Origin of the sequence: Agrococcus sp. DT81.2 (genome assembly GCF_049844935.1) — a bacterium.
GTDB lineage: Bacteria > Actinomycetota > Actinomycetes > Actinomycetales > Microbacteriaceae > Agrococcus.
The window spans coordinates 102568-129042 of the sequence record NZ_JBNCLZ010000007.1; the positions used below are offsets into that span (position 1 = coordinate 102568).

The 26475-nt window shown below is 74.5% G+C and carries 18 protein-coding genes; 5 read left to right on the forward strand and 13 right to left on the reverse strand.

Annotation, left to right across the window (positions count from 1 at the left end):
• Positions 1-2: 2 nt before the first annotated feature.
• The 3 genes from ACLQ21_RS13645 to ispG all read right to left on the reverse strand — a co-directional run bounded on the left by ACLQ21_RS13645 (position 3) and on the right by ispG (position 3520).
• Positions 3-1007 carry an AAA family ATPase gene (locus tag ACLQ21_RS13645; RefSeq protein ID WP_425664506.1) on the reverse strand — a complete coding sequence of 335 codons (1005 nt, stop codon included), beginning with the start codon at positions 1005-1007 and terminating at the stop codon, positions 3-5.
• Positions 1008-1117: 110 nt separating this feature from the next.
• Positions 1118-2365 carry an MFS transporter gene (locus tag ACLQ21_RS13650; protein WP_425664507.1) on the reverse strand — a complete coding sequence of 416 codons (1248 nt, stop codon included), beginning with the start codon at positions 2363-2365 and terminating at the stop codon, positions 1118-1120.
• A gap of 9 nt (positions 2366-2374) precedes the next feature.
• Positions 2375-3520 carry a flavodoxin-dependent (E)-4-hydroxy-3-methylbut-2-enyl-diphosphate synthase gene (gene ispG, locus ACLQ21_RS13655; RefSeq protein WP_425664508.1) on the reverse strand — a complete coding sequence of 382 codons (1146 nt, stop codon included), beginning with the start codon at positions 3518-3520 and terminating at the stop codon, positions 2375-2377.
• A gap of 57 nt (positions 3521-3577) precedes the next feature.
• Here ispG and ACLQ21_RS13660 point away from each other — a divergent pair, with 57 nt between their 5' ends.
• A complete protein-coding gene (locus ACLQ21_RS13660; RefSeq protein WP_425664509.1) occupies positions 3578-4507 on the forward strand; it encodes an RNase H family protein in 930 nt (309 codons plus the stop codon).
• Positions 4508-4561: 54 nt separating this feature from the next.
• Entirely contained in the window at positions 4562-5374 is an 813-nt protein-coding gene (locus ACLQ21_RS13665; protein ID WP_425664510.1) for a class I SAM-dependent methyltransferase, read from the forward strand.
• 12 nt (positions 5375-5386) lie between these two features.
• Here ACLQ21_RS13665 and ACLQ21_RS13670 read toward each other — a convergent pair whose 3' ends face one another.
• Positions 5387-6715, reverse strand: coding sequence for a M50 family metallopeptidase (locus ACLQ21_RS13670; protein WP_425664511.1), 1329 nt, complete (start codon positions 6713-6715; stop codon positions 5387-5389).
• Between the two features lie 46 nt (positions 6716-6761).
• Here ACLQ21_RS13670 and ACLQ21_RS13675 point away from each other — a divergent pair, with 46 nt between their 5' ends.
• Positions 6762-7376 carry a hypothetical protein gene (locus tag ACLQ21_RS13675; RefSeq protein WP_425664512.1) on the forward strand — a complete coding sequence of 205 codons (615 nt, stop codon included), beginning with the start codon at positions 6762-6764 and terminating at the stop codon, positions 7374-7376.
• Between the two features lie 66 nt (positions 7377-7442).
• On the opposite strand, the gene dxr is transcribed toward ACLQ21_RS13675, so the two are convergent.
• Complete coding sequence (gene dxr / locus ACLQ21_RS13680; protein ID WP_425664513.1) at positions 7443-8552, reverse strand: 1-deoxy-D-xylulose-5-phosphate reductoisomerase; 1110 nt, start codon at positions 8550-8552, stop codon at positions 7443-7445.
• Complete coding sequence (locus tag ACLQ21_RS13685; RefSeq protein WP_425664514.1) at positions 8549-9046, reverse strand: OsmC family protein; 498 nt, start codon at positions 9044-9046, stop codon at positions 8549-8551. The genes dxr and ACLQ21_RS13685 overlap by 4 nt, the downstream gene beginning before the upstream one ends.
• A gap of 60 nt (positions 9047-9106) precedes the next feature.
• Here ACLQ21_RS13685 and ACLQ21_RS13690 point away from each other — a divergent pair, with 60 nt between their 5' ends.
• Positions 9107-10438, forward strand: coding sequence for an aminotransferase class III-fold pyridoxal phosphate-dependent enzyme (locus ACLQ21_RS13690; protein WP_425664515.1), 1332 nt, complete (start codon positions 9107-9109; stop codon positions 10436-10438).
• Positions 10438-11550: an alanine dehydrogenase gene (gene ald, locus ACLQ21_RS13695; RefSeq protein WP_425664516.1), complete on the forward strand. Its 1113-nt coding sequence runs from the start codon at positions 10438-10440 to the stop codon at positions 11548-11550. Before ACLQ21_RS13690 ends, ald begins: the two co-directional genes overlap by 1 nt.
• Here ald and ACLQ21_RS13700 read toward each other — a convergent pair.
• The 7 genes from ACLQ21_RS13700 to ACLQ21_RS13730 all read right to left on the reverse strand — a co-directional run bounded on the left by ACLQ21_RS13700 (position 11517) and on the right by ACLQ21_RS13730 (position 26416).
• Positions 11517-14195: an FtsK/SpoIIIE domain-containing protein gene (locus tag ACLQ21_RS13700; RefSeq protein ID WP_425664517.1), complete on the reverse strand. Its 2679-nt coding sequence runs from the start codon at positions 14193-14195 to the stop codon at positions 11517-11519. The two genes, ald and ACLQ21_RS13700, sit on opposite strands and share 34 nt — an antisense overlap.
• 74 nt (positions 14196-14269) lie before the next feature.
• Positions 14270-16426, reverse strand: coding sequence for a transglutaminase-like domain-containing protein (locus tag ACLQ21_RS13705; protein ID WP_425664518.1), 2157 nt, complete (start codon positions 16424-16426; stop codon positions 14270-14272).
• A complete protein-coding gene (locus ACLQ21_RS13710) occupies positions 16423-17601 on the reverse strand; it encodes a DUF58 domain-containing protein (RefSeq protein ID WP_425664519.1) in 1179 nt (392 codons plus the stop codon). Before ACLQ21_RS13710 ends, ACLQ21_RS13705 begins: the two co-directional genes overlap by 4 nt.
• Before the next feature lies 1 nt (position 17602).
• Positions 17603-18553, reverse strand: a complete 951-nt coding sequence (locus ACLQ21_RS13715) for an AAA family ATPase (protein ID WP_425664520.1) — start codon at positions 18551-18553, stop codon at positions 17603-17605.
• Positions 18554-18570: 17 nt separating this feature from the next.
• The gene (locus ACLQ21_RS13720) at positions 18571-24294 is read right to left on the reverse strand and encodes an Ig-like domain-containing protein (protein ID WP_425664521.1); all 5724 of its coding nucleotides are present in this window, start codon (positions 24292-24294) and stop codon (positions 18571-18573) included.
• The gene (locus ACLQ21_RS13725) at positions 24291-25655 is read right to left on the reverse strand and encodes a serine/threonine-protein kinase (protein WP_425664522.1); all 1365 of its coding nucleotides are present in this window, start codon (positions 25653-25655) and stop codon (positions 24291-24293) included. Before ACLQ21_RS13725 ends, ACLQ21_RS13720 begins: the two co-directional genes overlap by 4 nt.
• Positions 25655-26416 (reverse strand): PP2C family protein-serine/threonine phosphatase, encoded by a 762-nt coding sequence (locus ACLQ21_RS13730; protein WP_425664523.1) that lies wholly within the window; start codon positions 26414-26416, stop codon positions 25655-25657. The genes ACLQ21_RS13725 and ACLQ21_RS13730 overlap by 1 nt, the downstream gene beginning before the upstream one ends.
• Positions 26417-26475 lie beyond the last annotated feature (59 nt).

The following is a 26475-nucleotide window of genomic DNA, read 5'->3' on the forward strand; positions in this document are numbered from 1 at the left end:
TCCTACGGTGTCCGCACGGCGGCGAAGATCGCGTCGATGATCTCCTCGCTCGTGATGCCGTCGGCCTCCGCCTCGTAGCCGAGGATGAGGCGGTGGCGGAGCACGGCGTGCCGGAGATCCTTGATGTCCTCGGGGATCACCCAGTCGCGGCCCTGCACGAGCGCGAGCGCCCTGGAGGCCTGCGCGAACGACAGCGAGCCGCGCGGGCTCGCGCCGTACTCGATGTAGCCCGCCAGCTGGGCGCCGATGTAGTCGTGCGCGTGCCGCGTGACGTACATGAGCTGCACGACGTAGTTGGTGATCGCCTGGTCGACATAGACGCGCTTCACGAGCGCCTGCAGGAACCGCACGTCGTCGAGCGAGGCGACCGGCTCGTCGGCCTGCTCGAACACGCCGGTCTCGGCGCGGCGGACGATCTCGGCCTCCTCCGTCGGCGACGGGTAGGTGAGGATCTCCTTGAGCAGGAAGCGGTCGAGCTGCGCCTCGGGCAGCGTGTAGGTGCCCTCCTGCTCGATGGGGTTCTGCGTCGCGAGCACGAGGAACGGCTCGGGCAGCCGGTGCGTCTCGCCGCCGATCGACGTCTGGCGCTCCTGCATCGCCTCGAGCATCGCCGACTGGGTCTTGGCGCTCGAGCGGTTGATCTCGTCGAGCAGCACGAAGTTGGCGTGCACGGGGCCGAGCTGGGTGCGGAACTGCCCGTCGTGCTGGTCGTAGATCTGCGTGCCGACGATGTCGCTCGGCAGCAGGTCGGGCGTGCACTGGATGCGGTGGAACGACGCGGTCACGGAGCGCGCGAGCGTCGCGGCCGCGGTCGTCTTCGCGAGGCCGGGCACCGACTCCATGAGCACGTGGCCGCCGGTCAGCAGCGCGACGAGCAGCGAGCGCAGCAGCTGGTGCTGGCCGACGACGGTCGACTGGAACGACTGCTCGATCGAGCGGATGATGCGCTTCGCCCGCTCGAGCTCCTCGGGCGTGATCGGATCCCGGCCGGGGACTGCGTTCGACACGGGGACTCCTCTGGTGCGGTGGCGGCGCTGGCCGCGGCGACAGTCGCCTCCGTCACGCTACCCGGTGGCGGGACCGCCGCGCTGGGCGGCGCCTCGGCGCGCCGACCCGATCAGGCCGGGCCGGGCCCCGCGAGCACAGCGTGGCGCTGGCGGGTCGCGAGCACCGCCGCGACCGCGACGGCGGCGACGACGGGGAGCATCGCGAGGTTGAGCCCGCCGTAGCCGAGCAGCCCCAGCACGGGCCCGGCGGCGGCGCCCGCCGCGGCGCCGGCGAGCCCCATGACGAGGTCGCTGCGCCCTTGCAGCGCCGGGCGGAGGACCGGCTCGACGGCGCCGGCCACGATCGTCGACCCCGCGACCGTCGCCGCGCTCCATCCGAGTCCGAGCAGTGCGAGGCCGACCGGCGCGAGGTCGGGCCCGAGCGCGATGTTGGCGGCGACCGCCGCGAGCAGGATGCCGGCGCCGAGCAGCACGGTCGCGCGCGCCCCGACGCGGTCGGTCAGCCAGCCGAAGACGGGCGCGAGCGCGTACATGCCGGCCGTGTGGGCGCTCATGGTGAAGCCGATGAGCGCGAGCCCGTGGCCCGCGTGCTCGAGGTGCACGGGCGTGAGCGCCATGACGCCGACCATGGTCGCGTGCGCGGCGGCGACCGCGACGACCGCCGCGACCGCGCGCGGGTGCTCGCGCATTCGCAGTGCCGGCGCGGGTCCAGCGGGAGGCGCGGCCGCGCGGCTCTCGAGCAGCGGGTCCGGGCGCAGGAAGATCCACAGCACGGCCGCCATGAGGGCCGTGGCGGTGCCGGAGATGACGTAGGCGCCGACGAGGTGCGGCAGTCCGAGCGCCATGCCGAGCACGTCGCCCGGCGCGATGAGGTTCGGGCCGACGATGACGCCGATCGTCGTCATCCACACGACGAGCGCGAGGTCGCGGCCCCGCCTGCTCGGCCGCGAGAGGTCGGTGGCGGCGAACCGCGACTGGAGGTTGACGGCCATCGCGCCGCCGAGCACGAGGAAGCCGGGCAGCACGATCCACGGCGAGCCGAGCGTGCCGCCCACCGCGAGCAGCACCGTGCCGAGCAGCGCGAGCAGCGCGCCCGCGGTCAGTGCGATGCGGCGGCCGCGCCGGTGCGCGAGCCGCGCGAGCGGCACGGCGAGCCCCGCACCGCCGAGCGTCAGCAGCGTCGCGGCGAGCCCGGCGAGCTCCTCGCGACCGGTCACCTGCGCGACGAGCAGCGAGCCGACGCCGAGCGCGACGCCGTTGGCGACGCCGCCGAGCGCCTGCACCGACGACAGCACGACGAGGGTGCGCCGCTGCGACGGATGCGCCGGCTGCGACGGATCGTCTGGCACGGCGTTCATCGCAGCGGGTCAGGCGGTCGTGACGACCGTGGCCTCGCCCGAGGGCAGGCCCTGCTCGTCGGCGATCTTGCGGGCCTCGTCGATGAGCGTCTGCACGATGTCGGCCTCCGGGACGGTCTTGACGACCTCGCCCTTGATGAAGATCTGCCCCTTGCCGTTGCCGGAGGCGACGCCGAGGTCGGCCTCGCGCGCCTCGCCCGGGCCGTTGACGACGCATCCCATGACCGCGACGCGCAGCGGCACCTGCACGTCCTTGAGGCCCTCGGTGACGGCATCGGCGAGCGAGTACACGTCGACCTGAGCCCGGCCGCACGACGGGCACGAGACGATCTCGAGCTTGCGCTCGCGCAGGTTGAGCGACTGCAGGATCTGCAGGCCGACCTTGATCTCCTCGGCCGGAGGGGCCGAGAGCGAGACGCGGATCGTGTCGCCGATGCCCTCGGCGAGCAGGATGCCGAAGGCGGTCGCCGACTTGATCGTGCCCTGGAAGGCGGGGCCGGCCTCGGTGACGCCGAGGTGGAGCGGCCAGTCGCCGCGCTCGGCGAGCATCCGGTACGTCTTCACCATCACGACCGGGTCGTTGTGCTTGACCGAGATCTTGAAGTCGTGGAAGTCGTGCTCCTCGAACAGGCTCGCCTCCCAGACGGCCGACTCGACGAGCGCCTCGGGCGTCGCCTTGCCGTGCTTCTGCAGCAGGCGCGGGTCGAGCGAGCCGGCGTTGACGCCGATGCGGAGGCTCACGCCCGCCGCCTTCGCGCGCTTCGCGATCTCGCCCACCTGGTCGTCGAACTTGCGGATGTTGCCCGGGTTGACGCGCACGGCGGCGCAGCCGGCGTCGATCGCCTGGAACACGTACTTCGGCTGGAAGTGGATGTCGGCGATGACCGGGATCTGGCTCTTCTTCGCGATGATGTGCAGCACATCGGCGTCGTCCTGGCTCGGCACCGCGACGCGCACGATGTCGCAGCCGGTCGCGGTGAGCTCGGCGATCTGCTGGAGGGTCGCGTTGATGTCGGTCGTCTTCGTCGTGGTCATCGACTGCACGGAGACGGGCGCGCCGCCCCCGACGAGCACCTTGCCGACCTTGATCTGCCTGGTCTTGCGACGGGGCGCGAGCGTGAGCGGCTCGGGCTTGCCGAGATTGATGGCTGCCATGGTGACCAGCGTACGCGCCGACGGTTGCAAGTCGTGGCGGCTGGCAGGATCGATCGCATGATCATCGCAGCGGCAGACGGCTCCTCCCTCGGCAACCCGGGACCGACCGGCTGGGGCTGGTACATCGACGAGCACCGCTGGGCGGCGGGCGGGCAGCGCCAGGGCACGAACAACATCGGCGAGCTCTCGGCGGTCATCGACCTGCTGCAGCAGACGGAGGGCGTCGACGAGCTGCTGATCCTGTGCGACAGCCAGTACGTCATCAAGTCGGTCACGCAGTGGATGCCGGGCTGGAAGCGCAAGGGCTGGCGCAAGGCCGACGGCAAGCCGGTGCTGAACCGCGAGCTGCTCGAGGAGCTCGACCGCCTCATGACCGAGCGCAAGGCGGCGGGCGGCGTCGTGCGCTTCGAGTGGGTGCGCGGCCACGCGGGGCATCCGCTCAACGAGGAGGCGGACCGGCTGGCGAACGGCGCCGCGACCGCCCACCAGCGCGGGCTCGTGCCGGATGCGGGACCTGGGTTCGGCGGGGTGACGCGCGGCGAAGAGCGGCCCGCCGCGGCCGCCGCGCCGCTCGTCGCGGAGGTCGAGGCCGCGCCCGCGACCTCGACGGCCGTCGGCCTGTTCGACGACCTCGACGGCTTCCTCGCCGACGACCCGGACGAGGCGACGGTCGTGCGGCTCGAGCGGGAGCTGCTGAGCGACGAGGTGCGCGCCGACCCGGCGAGCGTCGCCGCGCTGCTGCACCCCGAGTGGGAGGAGATCGGCGCGACCGGTCGCCGGTGGGGCCGCGACGAGCTGCTCGCCGAGATCGGCCCGCTGCCGTCGCCGGTCGAGCTCGAGCTGCTCGCGACGCACCGCATCTCGGACGACGCGCAGCTGATCGTGTGGCGATCGGTGGGCGAGTCGAGCGCGCTGCGCAGCTCGCTGTGGGTGCGCAGCGGCGCCTCGTGGCGGCAGCGGTTCCACCAGGGCACCCCGGAGCGCTGACGCGCGCGCGATCGCCCCTGGCGGCGATCGCGCAACGCGAGTTCACTCGTCGCCATGGACGATCAGGAGCTCAAGGCCAAGCACCGGGCGATGTGGGCGTCCGGCGACTACACGACGATGGTGGAGACCTTCCTGCTGCCGCTCGGGCCGCGGCTCGTCCAGGCGGCCGGGATCGGACCGGGCATGCGCGTGCTCGACGTCGCCGCCGGCACCGGCAACGCGTCGCTCCCGGCGGCCGCTGCCGGCGCGCGGGTCACGGCGAGCGACCTCACGCCGGAGCTGCTCGACGCGGGCCGTCGGCGCGCCGAGGCGGCGGGGCTGCAGCTCGACTGGGTGCAGGCCGATGCCGAGCACCTGCCGTTCGAGGACGCGTCGTTCGACGTCGTCATGTCGTCGATCGGGGTCATGTTCGCCCCGCACCACCAGGCGGCCGCGGACGAGCTCGTGCGGGTCTGCACGCCCGGCGGGACGCTCGCGCTGCTGAGCTGGACGCCCGAGGGGATGCTGGGCGCGCTCTTCCGCACCATGAAGCCGTTCTCGCCGCCGCCGCCGCCAGGAGCGCAGCCGCCCCCGTTGTGGGGCAGCGAGGAGCACCTCGCGGAGCTGTTCGGCGACCGGGTCGAGTTCCGCACGCTCGAGCGCGACTCGCTCGAGATCACCGCCTTCCCAGGCGCGCGCGACTACGGCGAGCACTTCAAGGCCTTCTACGGGCCCACGATCGCCGCGCGCGCCAACGCGGAGCGCGAGGGCAGGGCAGACGAGTTCGACGCCGCGCTCGACGCGTTCAGCGCCGAGTGGGACCGCGGCTCGGGCGGCGCGGCACGGTTCGAGAAGGAGTACCTGCTCGCCGTCGGCACGAGGCGCTGACCGCGCCGCTGCCTACCCGCCGAACAGGCTCACCGGCTTGACGATGTCGGCGTAGATGAGCAGCACGCTCATGATGCCGAGCACGCCGGTGACGACGAGCGTGACGGGCACCCACTTCGCCGTGTCGAGCGGCTCGGCCACCTTGCCGCGCAGCCTCGCCCAGCCGCGACGGATCGCGTCGACGACGGCGCCGAGCACGTGGCCTCCGTCGAGCGGCATGAGCGGGATGAGGTTGAAGACGAACAGGGCGACGTTGAGGCTCGCGAGCAGCTGCACCGTCGCGCTGATGCGCTCGAGGATCGGCACCTGGTCGAGCGCGGCGATCTCGCCCGCCATGCGGCCGACGCCGACGACCGACATCGGGCCGTTCGGGTCGCGCTCCCCCGGTCCGAACGCGGCTTCCGCCACGTCGATGAGGCGCTGCGGCAGGTTGAGGATGAGCTCGCCGACCCGCACGACGTTGTCGCCCACCGCCGGCAGGACGGCCGAGGCGGGCTGCTGCTCGATCACGTACTGCGGGCCGACGCCGACGAAGCCGATCGTCTCGGTGACGGGCTCGCCGCCCGACTCGACCTGCTGGCCCCGGTCGTCGAAGACGTAGCGCTCGGTCGCGAGCGGGGTCACCTCGAGGGCGAGGGTGCCGCCGTCGCGCTCGACCTCGAATGCGGTCGGGGTGCCTGCGCGGTCGCGGATCGCGGCCTGCACGTCCTCCCAGCCCTCGACGGGCTGGCCGTCGATGCGCACGATCGTGTCACCGGGGAGCATGCCGGCCGCCGCGCCGGGCGCCTCGGGGTCGCCGGCGGCGCACTCCGAGCGCTCCTCGGTCGCCGCGATCACGCACTCCGAGACGGTCGCGACGGTCGTGGAGGGCACGGCGATCCCGAAGCCGCACAGCACGAGCGCGTAGAGCACGGTGGCGAGCACGAGGTTCATGAACGGCCCGCCGAGCATGATGACGATCCGCTTCCAGGTCGCGAGCCGCCAGAACGCCCGGTGCTCCTCGCCCTCGTGGATGGTGTCGGCACTCGTGTCGCGCGCGTCCTGCACGAGCGTGTCGAGGAAGCCGGTCGACGCATCCCTCGACTCCCCGCCGGGCTTGAGCGGCGGGAACATGCCCGACATCGAGATGTAGCCGCCGAGCGGGATCGCCTTGACGCCGTACTCGGTCTCGCCGCGGCGGAACGAGAAGAGCGTCGGGCCGAAGCCGATCATCCACTGCCCGACGCGCACGCCGAACGCCTTCGCGGGCCAGAGGTGGCCCAGCTCGTGCAGGCCGATCGAGACGGCGAGGCCGATGACGACGACGAGCACGCCCAGGACGTAGAGCAGGACGGGTTCCATCGCCGCTCAGGCTAGTCGCACAGACCAGGTGCCTACGCTGATCCGCATGGCAGTCGGCCCAGCATCGAGAGCCGCAGCATCGAGCGTCGCCGAGCGCGTGCCGCGGAACGCCTCCGATGGCCGCGGCATCGTGCTCGGCGTCGTCGGGCTCGCGCTCGTGCTGCTGCTCGCCTGGATCGTCACCCGCCCCGCTCCCGACCCGGTGCAGCAGACGGCCACCGTCGAGGGCGGGGTGCCCAGCTCGGTCGCCGGTTGGAGCGGCGAGCAGCTCGAGCACGCGGCGATCATCATGCGCGCGGGCCGCGACCTCGGCATGAGCGAGCGCGACGTGCGCGTCGCGGTCATGACGGCGATGGGCGAGTCGAGCCTGCGGGTGCTCGATCGCGGCGACCGGGCCGGGCCCGACTCCCGCGGGCTGTTCCAGCAGCGCGATCCCTGGGGTCCGTACGAGGTGCGCATGGATGCGTACGGCTCGGCCGTGCTGTTCTACCGTGCGCTCGCGAGGATCGACGGCCGCGACGAGCTGGCGCCGACGCGCGTCGCGCACGCGGTGCAGATCAATCGCGATCCCGACCACTACGCGCGCTGGTGGGACGACGCCGGCGAGGTGGTCGCGGCGATCGACCGCGCGGGCGTCGAGGTCGTCGTCGAACCGCGTTGACCGTCGAACTTCCCCGAACCGCGATTTTCGACCGCCAAACCGCGCGATTCAGGGAAGTTCGGCGCCTCAGCGGTTGACGGCGCACACCTCGTCGGCGGCGCGACGCGCCCAGCGCTCCGCCTGCAGCACCCGATCGAGCGTCAGCTCGCCCGGCTCGTGCAGCTCGAGCACCCGCTCGATCGCGGGCAGGATGTCGAGGAAGCCGATCTCGCCCAGGTGGAAGGCCCGCACCGCCTGCTCGTTCGCGGCGTTGAAGACGGCCGGGTAGGTGGAGCCGAGCCTGCCGACGTGCTTCGCGAGCGCGACCGCCGGGAACGCGTCCTCGTCGAGCGGCTCGAACGTCCAGGCGGAGGCGACCGTCCAGTCGAGCGGTGCGCCGACCCCCGGCACGCGGTGCGGCCAGTCGAGGCCGAGCGACAGCGGCAGGCGCATGTCGGGCGGCGACGCCTGCGCGATGGTCGAGCCGTCGGCGAACTCGACCATCGAGTGCACGATCGACTGCGGGTGCACGGTGACGTCGATGCGCTCGAGCGGGATGCCGAACAGCAGGTGCGCCTCGATCACCTCGAGACCCTTGTTCACGAGCGTTGCCGAGTTCGTGGTCACCATCGGGCCCATGTCCCACGTGGGGTGCGCGAGCGCATCCGCGGGGCTCACCGAGGCCATCCGCTCGCGCGACCAGCCGCGGAACGGGCCGCCGGAGGCCGTGAGCACGAGCCGCCGCACCTCGCCGTGGTCGCCGGCCCGCAGGCACTGCGCGATCGCCGAGTGCTCCGAGTCGACCGGCACGATCTGGCCGGGCGCGGCGCGCCGCATCACGAGGTCGCCGCCCGCGATGAGCGACTCCTTGTTGGCGAGCGCGAGCGAGCGGCCGGCGTCGAGCGCCGCGAGGGTCGGCGCGAGCCCGACGGAGCCCGTGATGCCGTTCACGACGACGTCACACTCGACCGACTCGATCATCGTCACGGCCGCGTCGGCGCCGAGCGCCGCCTCGCCGCCGAACTCCGCCTGCTGCGCCTCGAGTCCCGACCGGTCGCTCCCGGCGACGAGCCCGACGACGCGGAAGCGGCCCGGGTTCGCGCGGATGACGTCGAGCGTCTGCGTGCCGATCGAGCCGGTCGAGCCGAGGATGATGACGCGGCGCAGCGATGCTTCACGAACAGGTGCCGCGCTCATGCGTGCACCTCGCCCGCGACGACCCTGCCGGCGACCACGATCGTCGGCTCGTGCAGCACGGGGAACGCGACCGACGAGGCGATGAAGCAGTCGCGGTTCGCCTGCTCGTGCGCGTCGAGCGCGTCCGCCGCCTGCGACGCATCCGTGATCGTGACGACCGGGTGCAGCACCGCCTCGGTGAAGCGGCCGCCCGTGCCCTCCGTCACCATCGTGCCGCTCGCGGCATCGCGGTAGGCGGTGACGACGATGCCGCGCGTCGCGGCCTGGTGGAGGTAGGAGAGCATGTGGCACTGCGCGAGCGAGGCGAGCAGCAGCTGCTCGGGATTGTGCCGGGCGCGGTCGCCGCGGAACGTCGGGTCCGAGGAGCCGAGGATGTCGGGCAGCCCGTCGATCCGGATGACGTGGTCCCGAGTGTAGGAGCGGTACGTCCGGGTGCCCTCGGCACCGGCTCCCGTCCATTCCACCTCGACGGCGTAGGCGTGGCGCATCGGCATGGCCTCAGCGTATGCGCCAGGTCGCGCCCCGAGCACGCTTCCCGGCGTAGGATCGGGCCCATGACCGACATCGCCGTTTCCGCCCCGTCCCGCTCCGTCGTCACCGAGATCCCGGGCCCGAACAGCCGTGCGCTGCTCGAGCGCAAGGCGAAGGCGGTGCCGCAGGGCATCCCGCACCAGCTCCCCGTGTTCATCGCCGAGGCGCACGACGCGATCATCACCGACGTCGACGGCAACCGGTTCATCGACCTCGGCTGCGGCATCGGCGTCACGACCGTCGGCCACACGAACGACGCGGTCGTCGCGGCCGTGCGCGAGCAGGTCGGCAAGCTCACGCACTCGCTCTTCGGCACCACGCCCTACGAGCCGTACGTGCGCGTCGCCGAGTACCTCGCGAAGCACACCCCCGGCGACCACGACAAGAAGACCTTCTTCATCAACTCGGGCTCCGAGGCAGTCGAGAACGGCGTCAAGGTGGCTCGCAAGTACACCGGTCGCCGCGCCGTCGCGGTCGTCGAGCACGGCTACCACGGCCGCACGAACCTGACGATGACCATGAACTTCAAGCCGGCGCCCTACGCGACCGGCATGGGCCCGCTCGCGTCCGACATCTTCCACGCGCCCGGCTCCTACCCGCTGCACGACGGGCTGAGCGGCGCGGAGGCGGCCGAGCGCACCCAGTACTACCTCGACAAGCACGTCGGCGTCAGCGACCTCGCGTGCCTCGTCATCGAGCCCATCCAGGGCGAGGGCGGCTTCATCGTGCCCGCCGAGGGCTACCTCGCCGCGATGCAGGAGTGGTGCACGGCGAACGGCGTCGTCATGATCGCCGACGAGGTGCAGTCCGGCATCTGCCGCACCGGCACGACGTTCGCGTCGGAGCAGCTCGGCTGGGTGCCCGACATGGTGCTCTCCGCCAAGGGCATCGCCGGCGGCATGCCGCTCGCGGGCGTGACCGGTCGCGCCGAGATCATGGACTCCGTGCACGTCGGCGGCATCGGCGGCACCTTCGGCGGCAACCCCGTCTCGTGCGCCGCGGCCGTGGCCGTCTTCGAGCAGATCGAGGCCAACGACCTGAACGGCGAGGCGAAGCGCATCGAGCGCGTGCTGCGGCCGCTGCTCGACGGCCTCGCCGAGCAGCACCCGGAGATCATCGAGGTGCGCGGCCGCGGTGCCATGCTCGCGGTCGAGTTCATCGACCCCGAGTCGGGCGCCCCGATCCCGACCGCCCCGATCTCGCAGGCCGCGGGCCTCGACGGCGTGCTCGTGCTGACGGCCGGCACCGACTACAACGTGCTGCGCTTCCTGCCCAGCCTGACGATCACGGACGACCAGCTGCGCGAGGCGGTCGAGGTCATCGGCCGCGCCATCGCGTCGACGAAGTCCGCCTGATGCTGATCGGGGTCCCGCGCGAGGTCAAGACCGGTGAGGCGCGGGTGGCGCTGACCCCTGCCGGGGCGGCGGAGCTCGTGGCGCGCGGCCACGACGTCGTCATCGAGGCCGGCGCGGGCGCCGGCAGCGGGATCTCCGACGAGGCCTACGTCTCCTCCGGCGCGCGCATGGTCGCGACGGCGGAGGAGGCGTGGGCATCCGAGCTCGTCCTCAAGGTGAAGGAGCCGACGCCGGCAGAGCACGGCTTCCTGCGCGACGACCTGACGCTCTTCGCCTACCTGCACCTCGCGGCCGACCCCGCCCTCACGCAGGCGCTGCTCGAGCGCGGCACGACCGCGATCGCGTACGAGACGGTGCGAGCGCCCGACGGCACGCTGCCGCTGCTCGCGCCCATGAGCGAGGTCGCCGGCCGCCTGTCGGTCACGCAGGGCGCCTCGCTGCTCACCGCGCCCGCCGGCGGGGCGGGCCTCCTGCTCGGCGGCGTGCCCGGCACCCGCGCCGGCCACACGGTCGTGCTCGGCGGCGGCGTCGCCGGGACCGCAGCGGTCGAGATGGCCGTGGGCCTCGGCTCCCGCGTCACGGTGCTCGACGTCTCGCTGCCCCGTCTGCGACAGTTCGACGTCGTCTACGGCGGTCGCGTGCAGACGCTGCACTCCAACCTCGTCACGGTCGCGGAGTCGGTGGCCGACGCCGACCTCGTCATCGGCTCGGTGCTGATCCCGGGCGCGAAGGCCCCGAAGCTCGTCACGAACGCCATGGTCGCGGGCATGCGCCCCGGTTCCGTGCTCGTCGACATCGCCGTCGACCAGGGCGGCTGCTTCGCCGACTCGCGTCCCACCACCCACGCCGACCCCACGTTCCGCGTGCACGACACCGTCTTCGCGTGCGTCGCGAACCTGCCGGGAGCCGTGCCGCGCACGTCGACGTCGGCGCTCACGAACGCCACGCTCTCCGCGACCACGCGCATCGCCGACCTCGGCTGGCGGGAGGCGCTGCGGGCGGACGACGGTCTCGCGCAGGGCCTCAACACGACCGGCGGCGAGGTCGTGCACCCGGGCGTCGCGTCATCGCTCGGCGCTCAGCCCGTGCCGGTCGCCTCGCTGCTGAGGTAGCGCAGCCGCTCGAACCTGCCCCGCTCGAGCACCCACGCGGGCGCCGAGCGCATCGGCGGCACCGGCGGCGCGAGACGGAGGACCTGCCGCAGCTGCCGCTCGTCGACGCCGAGCACGACGACCGGGCGGTCGGCGCGCAGCCGGTCGAGCTCGCCCCACGCCGCCTCCCACTCGGCGACCGTGCCGACGACGACATCCGCGTCGCCCAGCGATGACCGCTCGCCGGGCCGCGCGGCGTGCGCGAGCCGCGGCGCCGCGACGCCCGCGCCCAGCACGATCGCGGCCGGACCGGTCGGCATCGGCACCGACCGCGGCGCGCGGCGCGGCGCTCGCGCATCCGGGAGAGCGAGCTGGATCCGCTCGTCGCGCAGCCAGCCCGCGCCGGGCAGCAGGGAGCCGTCGTGCAGGTGGCCCGCGCCGCCCGCGACGACGTGCTCCTGCCGGCTCGCGATGCGCAGCAGGATCCGCAGCTCCGCGAGCGGCGCGATCTGGCCCATCGAGCTCGGGACGCGCCTGGCGGTGAGCGCCACCGCCGAGCCGTCGCGCATCCGCCCGGCGAGCAGCTGGCAGACGCGCGACTGCTGCTCCTCCCCCAGCCGCGAGAGCTGCAGGTCGACGTCGTCGACCACGAGCGCCCCTCCCGCGTGCTCCTCGGGATGCAGCGCATCCCACAGCGCATCCTCGCGGTCGACCACCTCGCACCCCAGCTGCCCCGCGAGCAGGTCGGCGAGGCTCGACCGGCCGCTCGAGGTCCCGCCGATCGCCAGCAGCGGCCCGTCGACGCCCGGGCGCCACACGAGCGGTGCGACACGCTGCTGGGCCGGCAGGTCGACGAGGCCGAGGCGGACGCCGTCGACGGTGTCCGCCTGCACGAGCGCGAGCGGCAGCCGCGCCGGCAGCGGCGCGCACCACGGGCGCGGCGGCCCCGGCTGCCCGGCCGCGTGCGCGACGAGTGCGGCGAGGTGGGCGGGGGACGCGATCGCCGCTTGGGCCGCGCGCGTCGCGCCGCCGCTCACCCGCACCACGCAGCGGCCGCGGGCGGCGAGCGGGATGGTGGCCGCCTCGGCGGTACCGGTGATCGCGACGGCGTCGTGCTCGTCGGTGACGCGCAGCGAGATGCGGATGCCGCAGTTCGCGAGCAGCGCGTCGCGCACCGCCTCGGACGGCCGCTGCGTGCAGAGCACGAGGTGCACGCCGAGCGAGCGGCCGCGCGCGGCGAGGTCGACGAAGAGGCGGTGGAGATCGGGCAGCTCCTGCAGCATCGCCGCGAACTCGTCGACGACGATCACGAGGCGCGGGAGCCCGCTCGCCTGCTCCACGGCGCGCGCTCCCTGGTCGGCGAGCACCCGCTCGCGGCGCCGCAGCTCGGCGCGGAGGCTCTCGATCGCCCGCCGCGCGCCGACGTCGTCGAGGTCGGTCATGACGCCGACGCAGTGCGCGAGCCCCGCGAGCGGCCCGAACGAGGCGCCGCCCTTGAAGTCGACGAGCAGGAACGACACCTCGGCGGTCGAGCGGCCCGTCGCCATCGCGGCGATCCACGCGAGCAGCAGCTCGCTCTTGCCCGAGCCGGTCGTGCCGCCGACCACGGCGTGCGGTCCCTCCCGCACGAGGTCGAGCTCGATCGGGCCGTCGGCGACGAGGAACGTCGCCGCGAGGCCACCGGTGGCGACCGGCAGCGCCTCGAGGTCGACGTGCGCCGGGACGACACCTGCGCGGCGGATGCCGGCGTGCTCGGCCGCGAGCGCGAGCGTGAGGGCTGCGTCGGCAGCCTCGCGCTCGGCGAGCGCTGCCGGTTCGAGGGCGCGAGAGCCGAGCCGGGCGGAGTCGAGCGCGACGTGCATGACCACGCGGCACTCCCGCGGCAGCGCAGACGCGCGCGCGGCGATCGCGACCGTCGCCTCGAGCCCGTCGCCGACGACCCGCACGGCGCTCCCCGGCTCGCGGTGCAGCGGATGCGGCGCGGCCGTCAGCCAGTCCCACGCGGGATCGTCGGGTGCGATCACCTCCGCGGCGTCGGGAGGCACGGCGTCGAGCACCTGCACGACCGCGGCGCGGGCGGCCGCGAGCGCGACCCGGCGCTGCCCGACGATGCCGAGCCCGTCGCGCGCGTCGACGACCACGGGGCCGTGCACGACCGCGGCGAAGGACCGCAGCCGCTCCGCTTCGGCCGCCGCGCCCACGCTCCGCGCGAGCTCGTCGGTCGCCGGCACCTCGCCCTCGACCGCGACGCCGGACGGCAGGGCGCCGATGCCGAGCACGATCGGCACCGCATCCCCCGCCGACCGTCGCCAGCGGTGCGGGTCGTGCGCGGCACGCCCGGCGATCTCGCGCGCGCCCGGGTGCGCCGCCGCCATCGCCTCCCGGCGCTGGTCGAGGGCCGCGTCGATGCGGGCCGCGACGTGCGCGATCTCGACCCGCCACCGCTCCGTCTCACGTCGCCGGCGCCTGCGCCGCACCCGCCGGCCGTCGCCGAGGCTCGCGAGCGCGATCACCGGTCCGAGCAGCGCGAACACGAGCACCGTGGGCGTCTGCAGCAGCAGCCACAGGCCGCCGGCGCCGAGCACGGGCGCGAGGCTCGCGAGCAGCGGGAATGACGCGGGCTCCGGCTCCGCGGGCGGCCGGGGCAGGCCGATGCGCGTCTCCATGGCGACAGCATGCGCCGCGCCGACCGGCCTCGCCTCGGTGACCGCGCGACCTGTGGAGAGGGCGCCGCCCTGCGTCAGCGGCCGACGAGCGAGGCGGGGTTGAGGCTCGCGAGCGCGGGGCGCATCCTGCCGGCGTCGGCGTCCCGTGCGGCGAGCACGTCGTCGCTCAGCCGCCACGCCTCGTCCACCTCGGCGTCGGTCGGCGGCGCCGCCGCGAACACGGCGCGGTCGACGCGGTCGGCGAGCGCGCGCATCCGCTCGTCCGCACCGGCCTGCTCGAGCCGCGTGCCGTCCGGCGGCGGCGCGTCCCCGCGGTCGCGCAGCCGGTCGACCAGCTCGTTCCACGCCCCCTCGGCGCGCTCCCGGGGCTCCTCCGCGCGACGACGGCGCCGCCGCCGGACGACCTTGGCGATCACGAGCCCGACCGGCAGGGCGGCGACGAGCGCGACGAGCCCGAGCACGGCCGCGGCCGCGCCGAGCACGGCGAGCAGCCGGGACGTCGGGTCGTCCGTGTCCTGCGGCGCGCTGGGCGCGGCGGGATCCACCCCCTGCTGCTGACCGCCGGGCGGCGGCGCGGGCGCCTGCTGGGCGGGCGGCTCCTCGACGACCGTCGGCGCGCCGTCCTCCTGCTCCGGGATGGGCCTCGGCTCGGGCACGACATCGATCCCGACCCAACCCGAGGTCGAGCGCACCTCGATCCACGCATCCGCGTCGGCACCGACCACGACGGTCGGCGAGCCCGGCGCGATCGCGTCGGGGGTGAAGCCGACCACGACGCGGGCGTCGAAGCCGAGCTGTCGGGCGAGCAGCATCGCGGCGGTCGCGTACTGCTCGGCGTCCCCGATCATCGGCTCGCGGAACAGCTCCTCGAGGCGCTCGATCGAGTGGCCCGCGCGTGACGGCGCCTCGTCGTCGAGCACGCCGTGGCTGACGTAGCCCTGCGCGCGCAACGCCTCGACCATCGCCGCGAGCCGATCCCCGGGGCTGCTCGCCTCCCCGGTCCAGGAGGCGAGGGCGGTGAGCATCGCATCGGGCAGCGCCTCCGTGCCCAGCAGCGGATCGGCGGGCTCGAGCCCGCGGACCTCGTCGCCCTCGGCGACGCGCGTGCCGGGCTCCACGAGCAGCTGGTAGCCGTCCCCCGCCCCGATGCCGGGCGTCACGACGAGCGCCCCGAGCGCGGCGTCGCGGTGCAGCCCCGAGGCGAGCGCCTCGGCGCGAGGGCCGATGAAGCGGATCGCCGACGGCACGCCGACGGTCGGCAGCCACGCGCTCTCGAAGCCGTCGACGGTGATGCCGACCACGCGGCCCTGCCCGCCCTCGGCTCCCGGGACCCGCTCGAACGAGGCTCGGCCGACGCCCAGCACCTCGCCGTCGTAGTCGTCGAGGGCGGCGACGCGGATGCGGTCGCCCGGCTCGAGGCCGGTCGCCGTCAGCTGCACCGCATCCCTGGTGTCGGCGGCCCAGTTCGCGCGGTAGGCCGACAGCGGCGAGTGGCCCTCGAGCGCCACGGAGGAGGGGCTGTCGCCGCGCAGCACCACGCGGTCCGGCACCGGCAGCAGCGCGCCGGCGGCCGCGGCGCCGCCGCCCGCGAGCAGCGCGACGATCCCGCCGGCGCCGACGCGGCGAGCGAGCGACGACAGCGCACGAGGCGCGCGGCTGCGTCGCCGGGCCTGCCGCACGACCGTCACGTACGCGGTGAGCGGCACGAGGGCGAGCACGCCCGAGAGCCACGGCGCCGGCAGGTCGTGCGGCCCCCACAGGATCGACCACACGGCGATCACGGCGGGCACGAGCGCCGCCGCCTCGCCGCGGCGGGAGCGGAGGGCGATCGAGACGCCGATGATCGTGCCGGCGAGCGCGAGCACGACGGGGGCCATCAGCAGCGAGTCGCCCGTGCCGACCGGGAGCCCGATCGTCAGCAGCCGGCGCCACGACAGCACGACGGCGGCACCCGCGTCGAGGAAGGCCGCGAGCGAGTCGCCGCGCGGGATGCGCTGCGGCGCCGTGAGCGGCACGGCGAGCAGCGCGAGCGCGGCGACGCCCAGCACGGCGACGCGCGGCCAGCTCCACCGCCGCCACGCGCCGAGCGTCGCGATCGCACCACCGACGAGGATCGCGACCGCGAGCGCCACCACGAGCTGCGGCGTGCCGAATATCCACCACATCGGCACGCACGCGCCCGCGATGGCGAGCAGCAGCAGCCCTGCCCCGGGCGCGCGCCGGGCGATCACGGCGCCCTCGTCTGCCGGATGCCGCGAGCGAGGTCCTCGATCGCCCCGACGGTCACGACGTCGGCGTCGCCGAGCCGCGAGCGGGCGGGCACGGCGCCGACGGCGGCGCGCACCACGACCGAGACGACGCCCGCCGGCATGCCGTTCGCGGCCGTGCGGAGCGTGCGCGGCGGCACCGTGGAGCCCGTGATGAGCCACGCGAGGCTGCCGGGAGCGCCGCCGCGGGAGGCGCGGGAGGCCTCGGCGATGCCGTGCGAGCTGCGCGGCTCGAGCACCGCGAGCGTGTCGAGCAGCCGCTCGCGCGTCGCCGAGTCGATCTCCTTCGCCGCTCCCCGCTCGGTCGCGGGGCTCTCGACGATGCGGAGGGTGCGGCGGTCGGCGATCGCCGCGAGGCCGAGCGTGCCGACGAGCGAGAGCGCGAGCTCGAAGTCGTCGCCGTCGTACTCGGACGGGTCGGTCGAGAGGACGATGAGCGCGTCGGCGCGGCGCGACGGCTCGAACTGCCGCACGAGCAGCGTGCCGTGGCGGGCGCTCGAGCGCCAGTGGACGAGCCGCCGGTCATCGCCGGGCGAGTACTCGCGCAGGCTGTGGAACGACACGTCGTCGGCCGTGCGCTCGGCGGCGGCCTCGCCGTCGAGGTCGCGCACGATGCCACCGGCGCCGCCGGGCAGGCGCACGACGCGGGGGTGCACCACGAGGGTGCGGGTCTCGGTCAAGTGATGCCGTCGCTCGAGCACGCCGAAGGGGTCGGTGCGCAGGATGGTCGCCGGCCCGATCGTGCGCAGCCCGCGCCGCGACGTGTCGAGGGGGACGCTGCGGAGCACGCTCGCGCCCACCTCGAGCGGCGGGATCTCGAGCACGGCCTCCTCGTCGTCGACGCTCAGGTCGACCTGGCGCGGCGTGGCCGCGCGGGAGGGCCGCGCGATCTCGACGAGCGCGAGCGCCTCGGCGCCGACCGGCACGCGCTCGGCGCTCAGCCCGATCCTCGCGCGCGCCCAGCGCTCGCCGACGACCCACGGGATCGCGCCGAGCATGAGCCCCGCGGCCGCGACGGCGGCGACGACGGCCTCGCTCCAGCCCAGCGTTCGCGCCAGCACGACGCCCAGCACGACGCTCGCGAGCAGCGTCCATCCCCACGGGGTGAGCGCTCGCAGGGCGGCGTCGAGCCAGCGCATCTCAGCGCCTGGGCGGTGCCACGGTGAGCATGAGCTGCTGCACGATGCTCTCCGGCCGGACGTCGTCGAACTCCGCCTCCGGCTGCAGCACGAGGCGGTGCGCGAGCGCCGGCACCGCGAGCGCCTTCACGTCGTCAGGGGTCACGTAGTCGCGGCCGTGGATCGCCGCCCACGCGCGCGCCGTGCGCACGAGCGCGAGCGCGCCGCGCACCGAGACGCCGAGGCGCACCTCGTCGGCCTCGCGCGTCGCCTCGACGAGGCGCGCGACGTAGTCGACGATCGACGGCTCGACGTGCACGCCGCGGATGACGGCCGCCATGGCCTGCACGGTCGCCGCATCCGTCACCGGGCTGATCTCGTCGGGCGAGACCTCCTCGCCCGAGTCGGCCAGGATGCGGAGCGTCGACGCGTGGTCGGGATAGCCGATCGAGGCCTTGAGCGCGAAGCGGTCGAGCTGCGCCTCCGGCAGCTCGTACGTGCCCGCGTGCTCGATCGGGTTCTGGGTGGCGATGACCATGAACGGGCGCGGCACCGAGTGCGGCACGCCGTCCACGGTCACGCGGCCCTCCTGCATCACCTCGAGGAGCGCCGACTGCGTCTTCGGGCTCGCGCGGTTGATCTCGTCGGCGAGCACGACGTTCGAGAACACCGGGCCAGGCCGGTACTCGAACTCGCCGGCGCCCTGGCTCCACACGCTCACGCCGGTGATGTCGCCCGGCAGCAGGTCGGGCGTGAACTGGATGCGGGTCGACGTGCCGGCGATCGAGGCGGCGAGGGCGCGGGCGAGCGACGTCTTGCCGGTGCCGGGGTTGTCCTCGATGAGCAGGTGGCCGTGGCTCAGCATCGCGGTGAGCGACAGCTGCACGACATGGGGCTTGCCGACCAGCACCCGCTCGACGCCCTCGACCACTCGCTCCGACAGCTCCTGGATGCTCGCGACATCGACGCCCACGGGCGGCTCCCCTCTGTTCACAGCCCGCAACTTAAAACAGTGGGCGACGGATCCCGGATGGGATCGGACTCCGACAAGGTTACGACGCCCGTGGCCCGCACCTGCGTCGCCCCGGCGGGCACCGGCGAGCTCGCGGGCCGCTCCTCGGTCCACGCGCCGCCGACGAGGTAGCTCGCGACGACGCTGCCGCGCGCCTCGGGCGACGCGTTCGTCGGCCCCCGGGTCTCGAGGGGGTTGAGCAGCCGGCACGAGACGACGTCGGCGCGCAGGCTCAGCGGCATCCCGCTGCCGATCGTCGTCGGGGCCGAGCACACCGCACCGGTGCCGGCGCCCGAGGGCGCGCACGCACGGACGTCGACGGTCGCCTCGCGGCCGTACGTGAACGAGGTCGTCGTCGGGGTCACCCACGAGCCGACCTCGACCCGCTGCCAGACGGGCTCGACGGGCTGCGGCGACTGGGTCGTGCGAGCCTCGATCCACATGCCGTCGGCAGTTGCCGGCAGCGCGATGATCTGCAGGTCGAGCGCGTCGTCCCGCACCTGCATCTGCCCTGCCGCGAACGCGACGCTGTTCGCCGGGACGGGCGCCGGCGTGCCGAACACGGGTGCCGAGACCGACACGGAGCAGTGCCAGCCGTTGTCGGCGGTGACGGCCACGACGGCGCGCGATCCCTCGGCGATGGTGAGCGTCGCGGTCGTCTCCGCGGTGCCGGCGGGCTGCCCGTTGGCGGCGCTCGAGCAGCCGAGCGTCGCCACGTCGGCAGCCGGGACGATGCGGGCGGTGTAGCGCACGCTCGGGGCGCCGACCGGATCGACGGCCGACCAGCGCACGGTGACGGCGCCGCTGTCACGACCCGTGATCAGCACGGGCGTCGTCGCGGGCTCGCCGACGGCGGTGAACGGGACGGGCGCGGCCGGCCAGCGCCACGCGGCGTCGGGCACGCCCGCGTCGTTGGCCGCCGCGACCTCGATCCCGTACGCGCGACCGGGCGTGAGGCCCGCGAGCTCAGCGGTGCGCTCGGCGGCGCCGACGCGCACGAGCCGGTCGGTGCCGCTGCCCGACACGCGCAGCAGGTAGGCTTCGATCGGCGTGCCGCCCTGCGGCTGCGGCACGGCGCTCCACGAGACGCGCGCGGTGCCGGGCTCGGCACCCGGCACGGCCTGCACGCCCTGCACGAGCGCCGGCAGCCGGTCGGCGTGCACGGGCTCCGAGGCGGCGGACCGCGCGCTCTCGCCGAGCGCGTTGATCGCGATCGCCTGGAGCCGCAGCTCGACGCCCGGCTGGAGCCCCTGGATCGTGCAGCGAGGCTCCGCGCCGCACGCGACATCGACGCCGTCGCCCACGATGCGGTAGCCGGTGATGGGGCTGCCATTGTCGGCGGGCGGCTCGATCGCCATGCTCACGACGCCGTCGACGTGCTCGTCGAACACCTGCACGGGTGGCGCCGGCGCATCCGGCACGTCCTGCACGGTGATCGTGATCGGGCTCCAGACGCCGCGCTTCGGGTCGCCGGTGACGTCGAGCACGAGCACCTGGACGATGGTCGCGCCGATCACCGCGTTCGGCCTGGCCGTGAGCGTGACCGCCCCCTCGCTGAGCCCCGCGTCGATGCCGCGGGCGGCCGCGCCGGTCGCGCGGAGGGCGCCGATCCGCAGCGGTGCGGGGAACGGGTTGGATGCCTCGTCGTTCGCGAGCGGCAGCACCTCGGTGCTCGTGCCGCGCTGCAGCGTGATCGCGTCGGCGATCGGCGCGACGAGCGGCGCGGTGGTCGAGATGACCGACAGCACGACGGTGCCTGGCACCCCGGCTCCGGCGACGTCGCGCGTGCCCACCTCGAGCTCGGCGGTCGTGCCGGGGTCCGTCTCGGGCAGCACGCGCACGGTGAGCGCCGAGCCCTCGATCGTCGCCTCGAAGCCCTCGGGCACCTCGTCGAGGATCGACCAGGATGCGCCGGCGAGCCTCGCCGGGTCCGGCGCCATCGTGACGCGGGCGAGGTCGATCGTGCGCTCGGTGCCGGGCTCGAGCTGCACGAACGAGCCGAGCACCGTGAGCGGCACGTCGTCGCCCGCGATGACCTCGATCGGCAGCACGATGGTGCCGACGCGGCCGTCGGGGTCGGTGCGACTCTCGCCGTCGGTGACCGTGAACGTGATGCTCGCGGGTCCGAAGTGGCCCGCCGGCGGCACGTAGCGCAGCGTGCGCTCGTCGATCACGGGGTTGGAGCCGTCGGTCGGCGACGCGACGACGGTGCTCGCGTCGGTGAGCAGCGCGCCGTCCCCGTCGACGGTGTCGACGACGGCGTCGATGTCGATCTCGAGCGTCTCCCCGCTGCGGACGGTGAGCGGGGCGACGCCCTGCTTGAGCTGCGGGAGGGCGTCGAGGCGGCCCGGCACGGCGATGACAGCGGTGGAGACGGCCTCCGGCGCGTCGGTGCGTGCGACCGAGAACGGCACGAAGCGCGTGCGGTCGCCGACCGCCACCTCGATGGTGCCGTCGTCGCGCACGGCGACGCCTGTGGCTTCCATGGGGAGGCTCGCCTGCAGCACGTCGGTGCGGCCGTCGCGCACGGAGGCGTGGGCGAGCGGGGAGATGCGGACGGCGTCCGCGTCGGCGATGGACTGGATGGCGATCTGCACGTCGTCGACGTCAGGGGCGGGCGGCGGGGCGTCCGCATCGACGTCGACGCGGAGCCAGCTCGTCGAGCGAGTGCCCGCCGAGTTCTCCACGGTCACCACGACCCCGATCTCGGTGGCCTCCGGGCTCGCCGTCACGAGCACCGCCCCGTCGCGCGCCTCGGCGGCCGCGCCGCTCGACCGGGTCTCGACGCCCACGATCTCGAGCGGGAGCCCGGCGGGGTCGCTGTCGTTGTCGAGCACCGGCACGACGAGCGTCGAGTCGGGTCGCATGACCGCCTCGTCCTGCCGCAGCACCGGCGGCAGCGCCGGCCCCGGCTCGACGACGACGACGCGCACGGTGCCCTCGCTCGCGGCGCCGAGGTCGTCGACCACCCGGTACTGGAAGTCATCGGTGCCGAACGAGTACTCGCCTGCCTGGTACTGCAGCGTCGACCTGCCCGACTGGGTGACGAAGCCGAGCGCCGGCGCCGAGGACGGGCCGAGCAGCTGCACGGGGTCGCCGTTCGGGTCAGCGTCGGCGAGCGGCAGGTGCAGGTCGATGCTCGCGCCGGCGACGACGCGCGCCTCGACCGTGGGGGCGTCTGGCGCGGCGTTGGTCGTCTGGGCCTGCGCCGCGACGCGCAGCTCGATGTCGGCGGTCGCCGTCTGGCCGTCGGGTCCGCGTACGCCGTAGGTGGCGGTGAACGTGCCGGGTGTGTCGCCGGCGACATAGCGCATCCGATCGCCGTCGACGAAGAGCATGCCCGCCTCCGGGGCCGCGACGACCTGCGGGTCGAGGGTGAGCGGCAGCCCGTCGGGCTGCTCGTCGTTGACCAGCACGGGGATCTCGACGAGGCCGCCGGGCCGCACGGAGACGTCGTCGTCGCGCGCGATGGGCGGCTGCACCGACGCGGCGGCCGCCGACGAGACGAGCAGCTCGCCCGTCGTGGTGGCGACGCCGTTCGTCACCGTGTACCGCACCGTCGCCTCGGCGGTCAGGTCGTCGGCGAGCGTCAGCCGGAGCCGCTCGGCGTCGACCACCTCGGCGCGCACCGCGGGCGTGTCGCTCTCTGCGGTGCGGAGCGCCACCACGCCGCCCGCGGGGTCGTGCGCGAGCCGGTCGACGTCGAGCTCGACCGCGCCGATCGCGGGCAGCGCCGCCCGCTGCGGCATCGTCACGGGCGCGGTCGAGGCATCAGCGCCCTCGAGCACGCGCACGGCGACCTCGCCGTTCTGCGTCGACTGGCCGTCGGTGACCACGTAGTCGAACCGCAGCAGCCCCGGGTCGGTGGGGAGCACGACGATCGTGTCGTCCGCGTAGTTGGGCTCGACGGGCTGCGACCCGGCGACGACGTTGTGGAGGCTGAGCGCTCCGGCCCCGCCCTGTGCCGCGAGCAGCGGCTCGAGCACGAGCCGCTGGCCGACGCGCGTGACCGCGGTCACCGGCTGGGCGGTGATCGGCACGGCGCCGGCGTGCGCGGTGACCGCGATCGTCGCCGTCTCGGTGGCCTCGCCGTCGGTGACGGTCACCTCGATCTCGCGCTGCGCTCCGGCACGGCCGTCGCGGAACTCCAGCCGGCCGTCTGCGCGCACGCTGACGCGATCGGTCGGCTCGACCGACGCCGACACCACCGCGAGCGGGTCGCCGTCGGGGTCGACCCATCCGTCGAGGGCGTCGATGACCAGGGTGCCGCCGGCCTCGATGGTGGCCTGCAGCGGTCGCTCGAGCACGGGCGGCTCGTTGCCGCCGCGGATGGTCACAGTGGCGACGGCGTCGTCGTCGGCGGTGCCGTCGGAGACCGTGTAGTCGATGCGCGTCACGCCCTCCTCGGGCGCCTCGAGCCGGATGGAGCGGCCGTCCGGCGCGATCGACACGGCGGCGTCGGGGCGGTCGGCGTCGACCTCGGTGATGATGATCGGGTCGCCGTTCGCGTCGCTGTCGTTGAGCAGCACGGGCAGCATCGTCACGGCGCCCGGCCGCGCGCCCAGCTCGTCGTCCTCGGCGACCGGCGGTGCGGGCGCCGCCTCGACGACCTCCTCGACGGTCTGGCCCTCGGTGGGCGCCTCGGGCTCGGGCTCGTCGCCCTCCTCCTCCCAGCCGACGATCCTGGCGCCGTCGTGGTCGATCGCCCAGGCATCGCCGGAGCCCTCGTCGACGAGCGCGGTGGCGCTGCCCCGCTGCAGGATCCGCAGCTCGGGGTCGAGCGCCATGTCGGGCAGGCTGAGCACCACTGGCTCGGCGGAGGCGCAGTCGCGCCAGCCGACGCCGTCGCTCCACGCGGCGAACGTGCAGTCGCCCGCGATCACCGGGCTCGCGGGCTCGGCCCCGGGGCCCGAGGCGAGGACCTCCTCGGCGTGGACGCCGAGCGGCTGCCGCACGAGGGCGTCGTCGGTGGCGTACAGCACCGCCGTGGCGCTCGGCCCCGGCTCCTGGAGTCGCGCGCCCCGGGCCTGGACGGACGTCTGCCACGAGCTGGTCGAGAGCACGCCGGAGCCGGCGTCGTAGAGCACCCACTCGTCGCCGAGCGCCGTGAGCTGCAGATCGGGAGCCGACGGCGAGACCGGAGCGCGGTCGCTCCCGACCGTCTCGCCGGCCGCGTTCACGCGCAGCACGCGGCCGAGGCCCGGTGAGGCAGCGAGCAGGCTGTGCTCGCCCAGGACGGCGACGCCGCCGCGGCCGAGCGCGACGAGCGCGTCGCCGAGCGGCGTGCCCTCGGCGATCGCGCCGGTCGTCGTCCGCCACACGTCGCCGGTCGCGGGCGAGGTGATGACGACCTGATCGTTCCGCACGCCCACGACGGCTCCGGCATCGATGGGCACGGCGGGGCCCGGCAGCGTCGCGCCCGCGCGGACGACCCGGATCGTGGAGGCGTCGCGGTCGACGACCACCGTGCCGCTCGACGCCTGGTGCGCCTCGTCGACGTCGCCGACCCGCACGATCCGCTCGATCGTGCCGTTCGCGGTGTTGGCGAGGCCGATCGCGCCCGCGGTGCCGTTGCCGACCCAGACGCTCGAGCCGTCGAGCTCGGGCTGCACCGCGACGTAGCCGGGGCTCAGCACCGCGCCGGCGACGACGCCGGCGACGAGGAGCGAGCCCAGTGCGACGCCGGCGGTGCGGCGCTTCACGGCAGCGGCTCCCCGCAGGCCGTGGTCACGTCTCCGGTCGCGCCGTCGCGGTTCACCGCGATGTCGATGCACAGCCGCTCCCCCGGCTCGCCCGTCATCGCGAACTCGCGGCCGCCCTGGATGAGCGCATCCCCCGTCGAGGTGCGCACGTGGTAGGTGTCGGTGTCGATCAGGCCCGGGTCGTCCCAGGTGAACTGGACGCGACCCGTCCCCGACTCGGCCGTGACCTCCACGTGCTCGACCACCGGGATGCGCTGGGAGAGGCTCGAGAGCGCGACGGCGGCGACGGCGATGATGCCGAGCACGACGATGCTCGCGACCGCGATGCCGAGGCCGACGGCGAAGCGCTTGGGCTGCTGCGGCTGACGCCTGCCGGTCGACGCGGAGATGTCGACGCGGCTGCCGGTGATGCCCGGGGACCGTCGCGACCTGCGCTGCCGCAGCCGCAGCGCATCCGCGTCCTCCTGCACCTCGGGCTCGGGCAGCGGCGCCGCGGCCCAGGGGTCGACCTCGACCTCGATCGGGGTCTCGTCGAAGCCGAGCTCGCGCTGCACGCGCTGCAGCTCGAGCAGCATCTGCTCGACCGTCTCGAACCGGTCCTCGGGCTTCGCGGCGAGCGCCCGATCGAGCACCCGCCGCAACTGCGGCGGGATGGCGCGCGACGGCAGCAGCTCGTGGGCGATGATGCGCTCGGTGAGGGCGGCGTGGTCGTTGGCCCTGCCGGGGTGCTCCGCGGGGCTGCGGCCGGCGATGAGCGAGAAGAGCGTCGCGCCGAGCGACCAGATCTCGGTCGCGACGGTGCCGTTCGTCTCGCCGCGCAGCACCTCGGGGGCGGCCCACGGCACCGAGACGCCCGCCGCCTCGGTCGCGTCGTGCTGGAGGCCGGCGATGCCGAAGTCGCTCAGCACCGGGTGGCCGAACGCGGTGGTGAGGATGTTCGCGGGCTTGATGTCGCGGTGCAGCACGCCGGCGCGGTGCGCGGTCTCGATCGCGGCGCCAACGCGGACGGCGACGCGCAGTGCGGCCTCGGGGGCGAGCGGGTCGGTGCGGAAGCGCTCGCCGAGCTCGGGGTTCGCGAGCTCCATCACGAGGTAGGGACGGCCGTCGCTCGCGACGCTCGCCCCGAAGACGGTGAGGATGCCGGGATGCGACGACAGCCGCCCCATGAGGTTGACCTCGCTGCGGAAGGAGCGGCGCACGTCCTCGTCGACGAGCTCGGCGAGCAGCACCTTGACGGCGACCGGTCGGCGCGGCAGCGCCTGCTCGTACAGGAACACGTCGGCGTAGCCGCCCGTGCCGAGCACGTGCAGGTGCGAGTAGCCGGGCAGGACCGGCGGCGCTGAGGGGAGCCGCCTGGCCATCAGGACCGCCTGGTCTCCTCGTCGCGCAGCGTCGTCCGAGGCACGGTGCGGTCGACGTCGTCGACGGTCGGTGCCCTCGTGACGTCGACGACGATGACGGTCACGTTGTCGCGGCCGCCGTTGTCGAGCGCGGCGGAGACGAGCGCGGAGGCGGCGGCGGCGGGGTCCTCGTGCTCCCACAGGATGCGCTCGATGTCGATGTCGTGCACCTCCTTGGTGAGCCCGTCGGAGCACACCAGCAGCCGCAGCTGGGGCATGATCGGCAGCAGGAAGTAGTCGGGCACCGGGTCGATGCCGGCACCGACGCCGCGCGTGACGACGTTGGCCTCCGGGTGGGTCTCGGCCTCCTCCTCGGTGAGGAGCCCGGCGTCGATGAGCTCCTGCACGACGGAGTGGTCGATCGTGATGCGCGTGAGCCGCTCGCCGAGCATCGCGTACGTGCGCGAGTCGCCGACGTTGAAGACGGCGAAGTGCGGCGCCCCCTCGTGCATCGCGAACGCGCAGCCGGTGACGGTGGTGCCGGCGGCGCCCTCCCCGTCGCCCAGCTTCTCGATCACGTCGGTCGCGCGCCGGAGCGCCTCGACGACGTCGATCGGCTCGACCGCCTCGAGCGAGCCGAGGCCGCCGAGCTGCTCGGCGACCGCCTTGCTCGCGAGGTCGCCGTGCGAGTGGCCGCCCATGCCGTCGGCCACCGCGAACACCGGCGGCTGCGTGACGAGCGAGTCCTCGTTGTGCTGGCGACGGAAGCCTGTGTCGGTCATTCCTGCCCAGCGCACTGCGAACTGGCGGCCCTCAGGCCCCTGGGTGGCATGCTCGCCGG

Coding starts and splice junctions, on each gene's coding strand:
- ACLQ21_RS13690 (WP_425664515.1), top strand. CDS start 9,107: ATGACCGACATCGCCGTTTCCGCCCCGTCCCGCTCCGTCGTCACCGAG.
- ald (WP_425664516.1), top strand. CDS start 10,438: ATGCTGATCGGGGTCCCGCGCGAGGTCAAGACCGGTGAGGCGCGGGTG.
- dxr (WP_425664513.1), bottom strand. CDS start 8,552: ATGAGCGCGGCACCTGTTCGTGAAGCATCGCTGCGCCGCGTCATCATC.
- ispG (WP_425664508.1), bottom strand. CDS start 3,520: ATGGCAGCCATCAATCTCGGCAAGCCCGAGCCGCTCACGCTCGCGCCC.
- ACLQ21_RS13665 (WP_425664510.1), top strand. CDS start 4,562: ATGGACGATCAGGAGCTCAAGGCCAAGCACCGGGCGATGTGGGCGTCC.
- ACLQ21_RS13710 (WP_425664519.1), bottom strand. CDS start 17,601: ATGCGCTGGCTCGACGCCGCCCTGCGAGCGCTCACCCCGTGGGGATGG.
- ACLQ21_RS13725 (WP_425664522.1), bottom strand. CDS start 25,655: ATGGCCAGGCGGCTCCCCTCAGCGCCGCCGGTCCTGCCCGGCTACTCG.
- ACLQ21_RS13670 (WP_425664511.1), bottom strand. CDS start 6,715: ATGGAACCCGTCCTGCTCTACGTCCTGGGCGTGCTCGTCGTCGTCATC.
- ACLQ21_RS13700 (WP_425664517.1), bottom strand. CDS start 14,195: ATGGAGACGCGCATCGGCCTGCCCCGGCCGCCCGCGGAGCCGGAGCCC.
- ACLQ21_RS13660 (WP_425664509.1), top strand. CDS start 3,578: ATGATCATCGCAGCGGCAGACGGCTCCTCCCTCGGCAACCCGGGACCG.
- ACLQ21_RS13685 (WP_425664514.1), bottom strand. CDS start 9,046: ATGCCGATGCGCCACGCCTACGCCGTCGAGGTGGAATGGACGGGAGCC.
- ACLQ21_RS13650 (WP_425664507.1), bottom strand. CDS start 2,365: ATGAACGCCGTGCCAGACGATCCGTCGCAGCCGGCGCATCCGTCGCAG.
- ACLQ21_RS13675 (WP_425664512.1), top strand. CDS start 6,762: ATGGCAGTCGGCCCAGCATCGAGAGCCGCAGCATCGAGCGTCGCCGAG.
- ACLQ21_RS13730 (WP_425664523.1), bottom strand. CDS start 26,416: ATGACCGACACAGGCTTCCGTCGCCAGCACAACGAGGACTCGCTCGTC.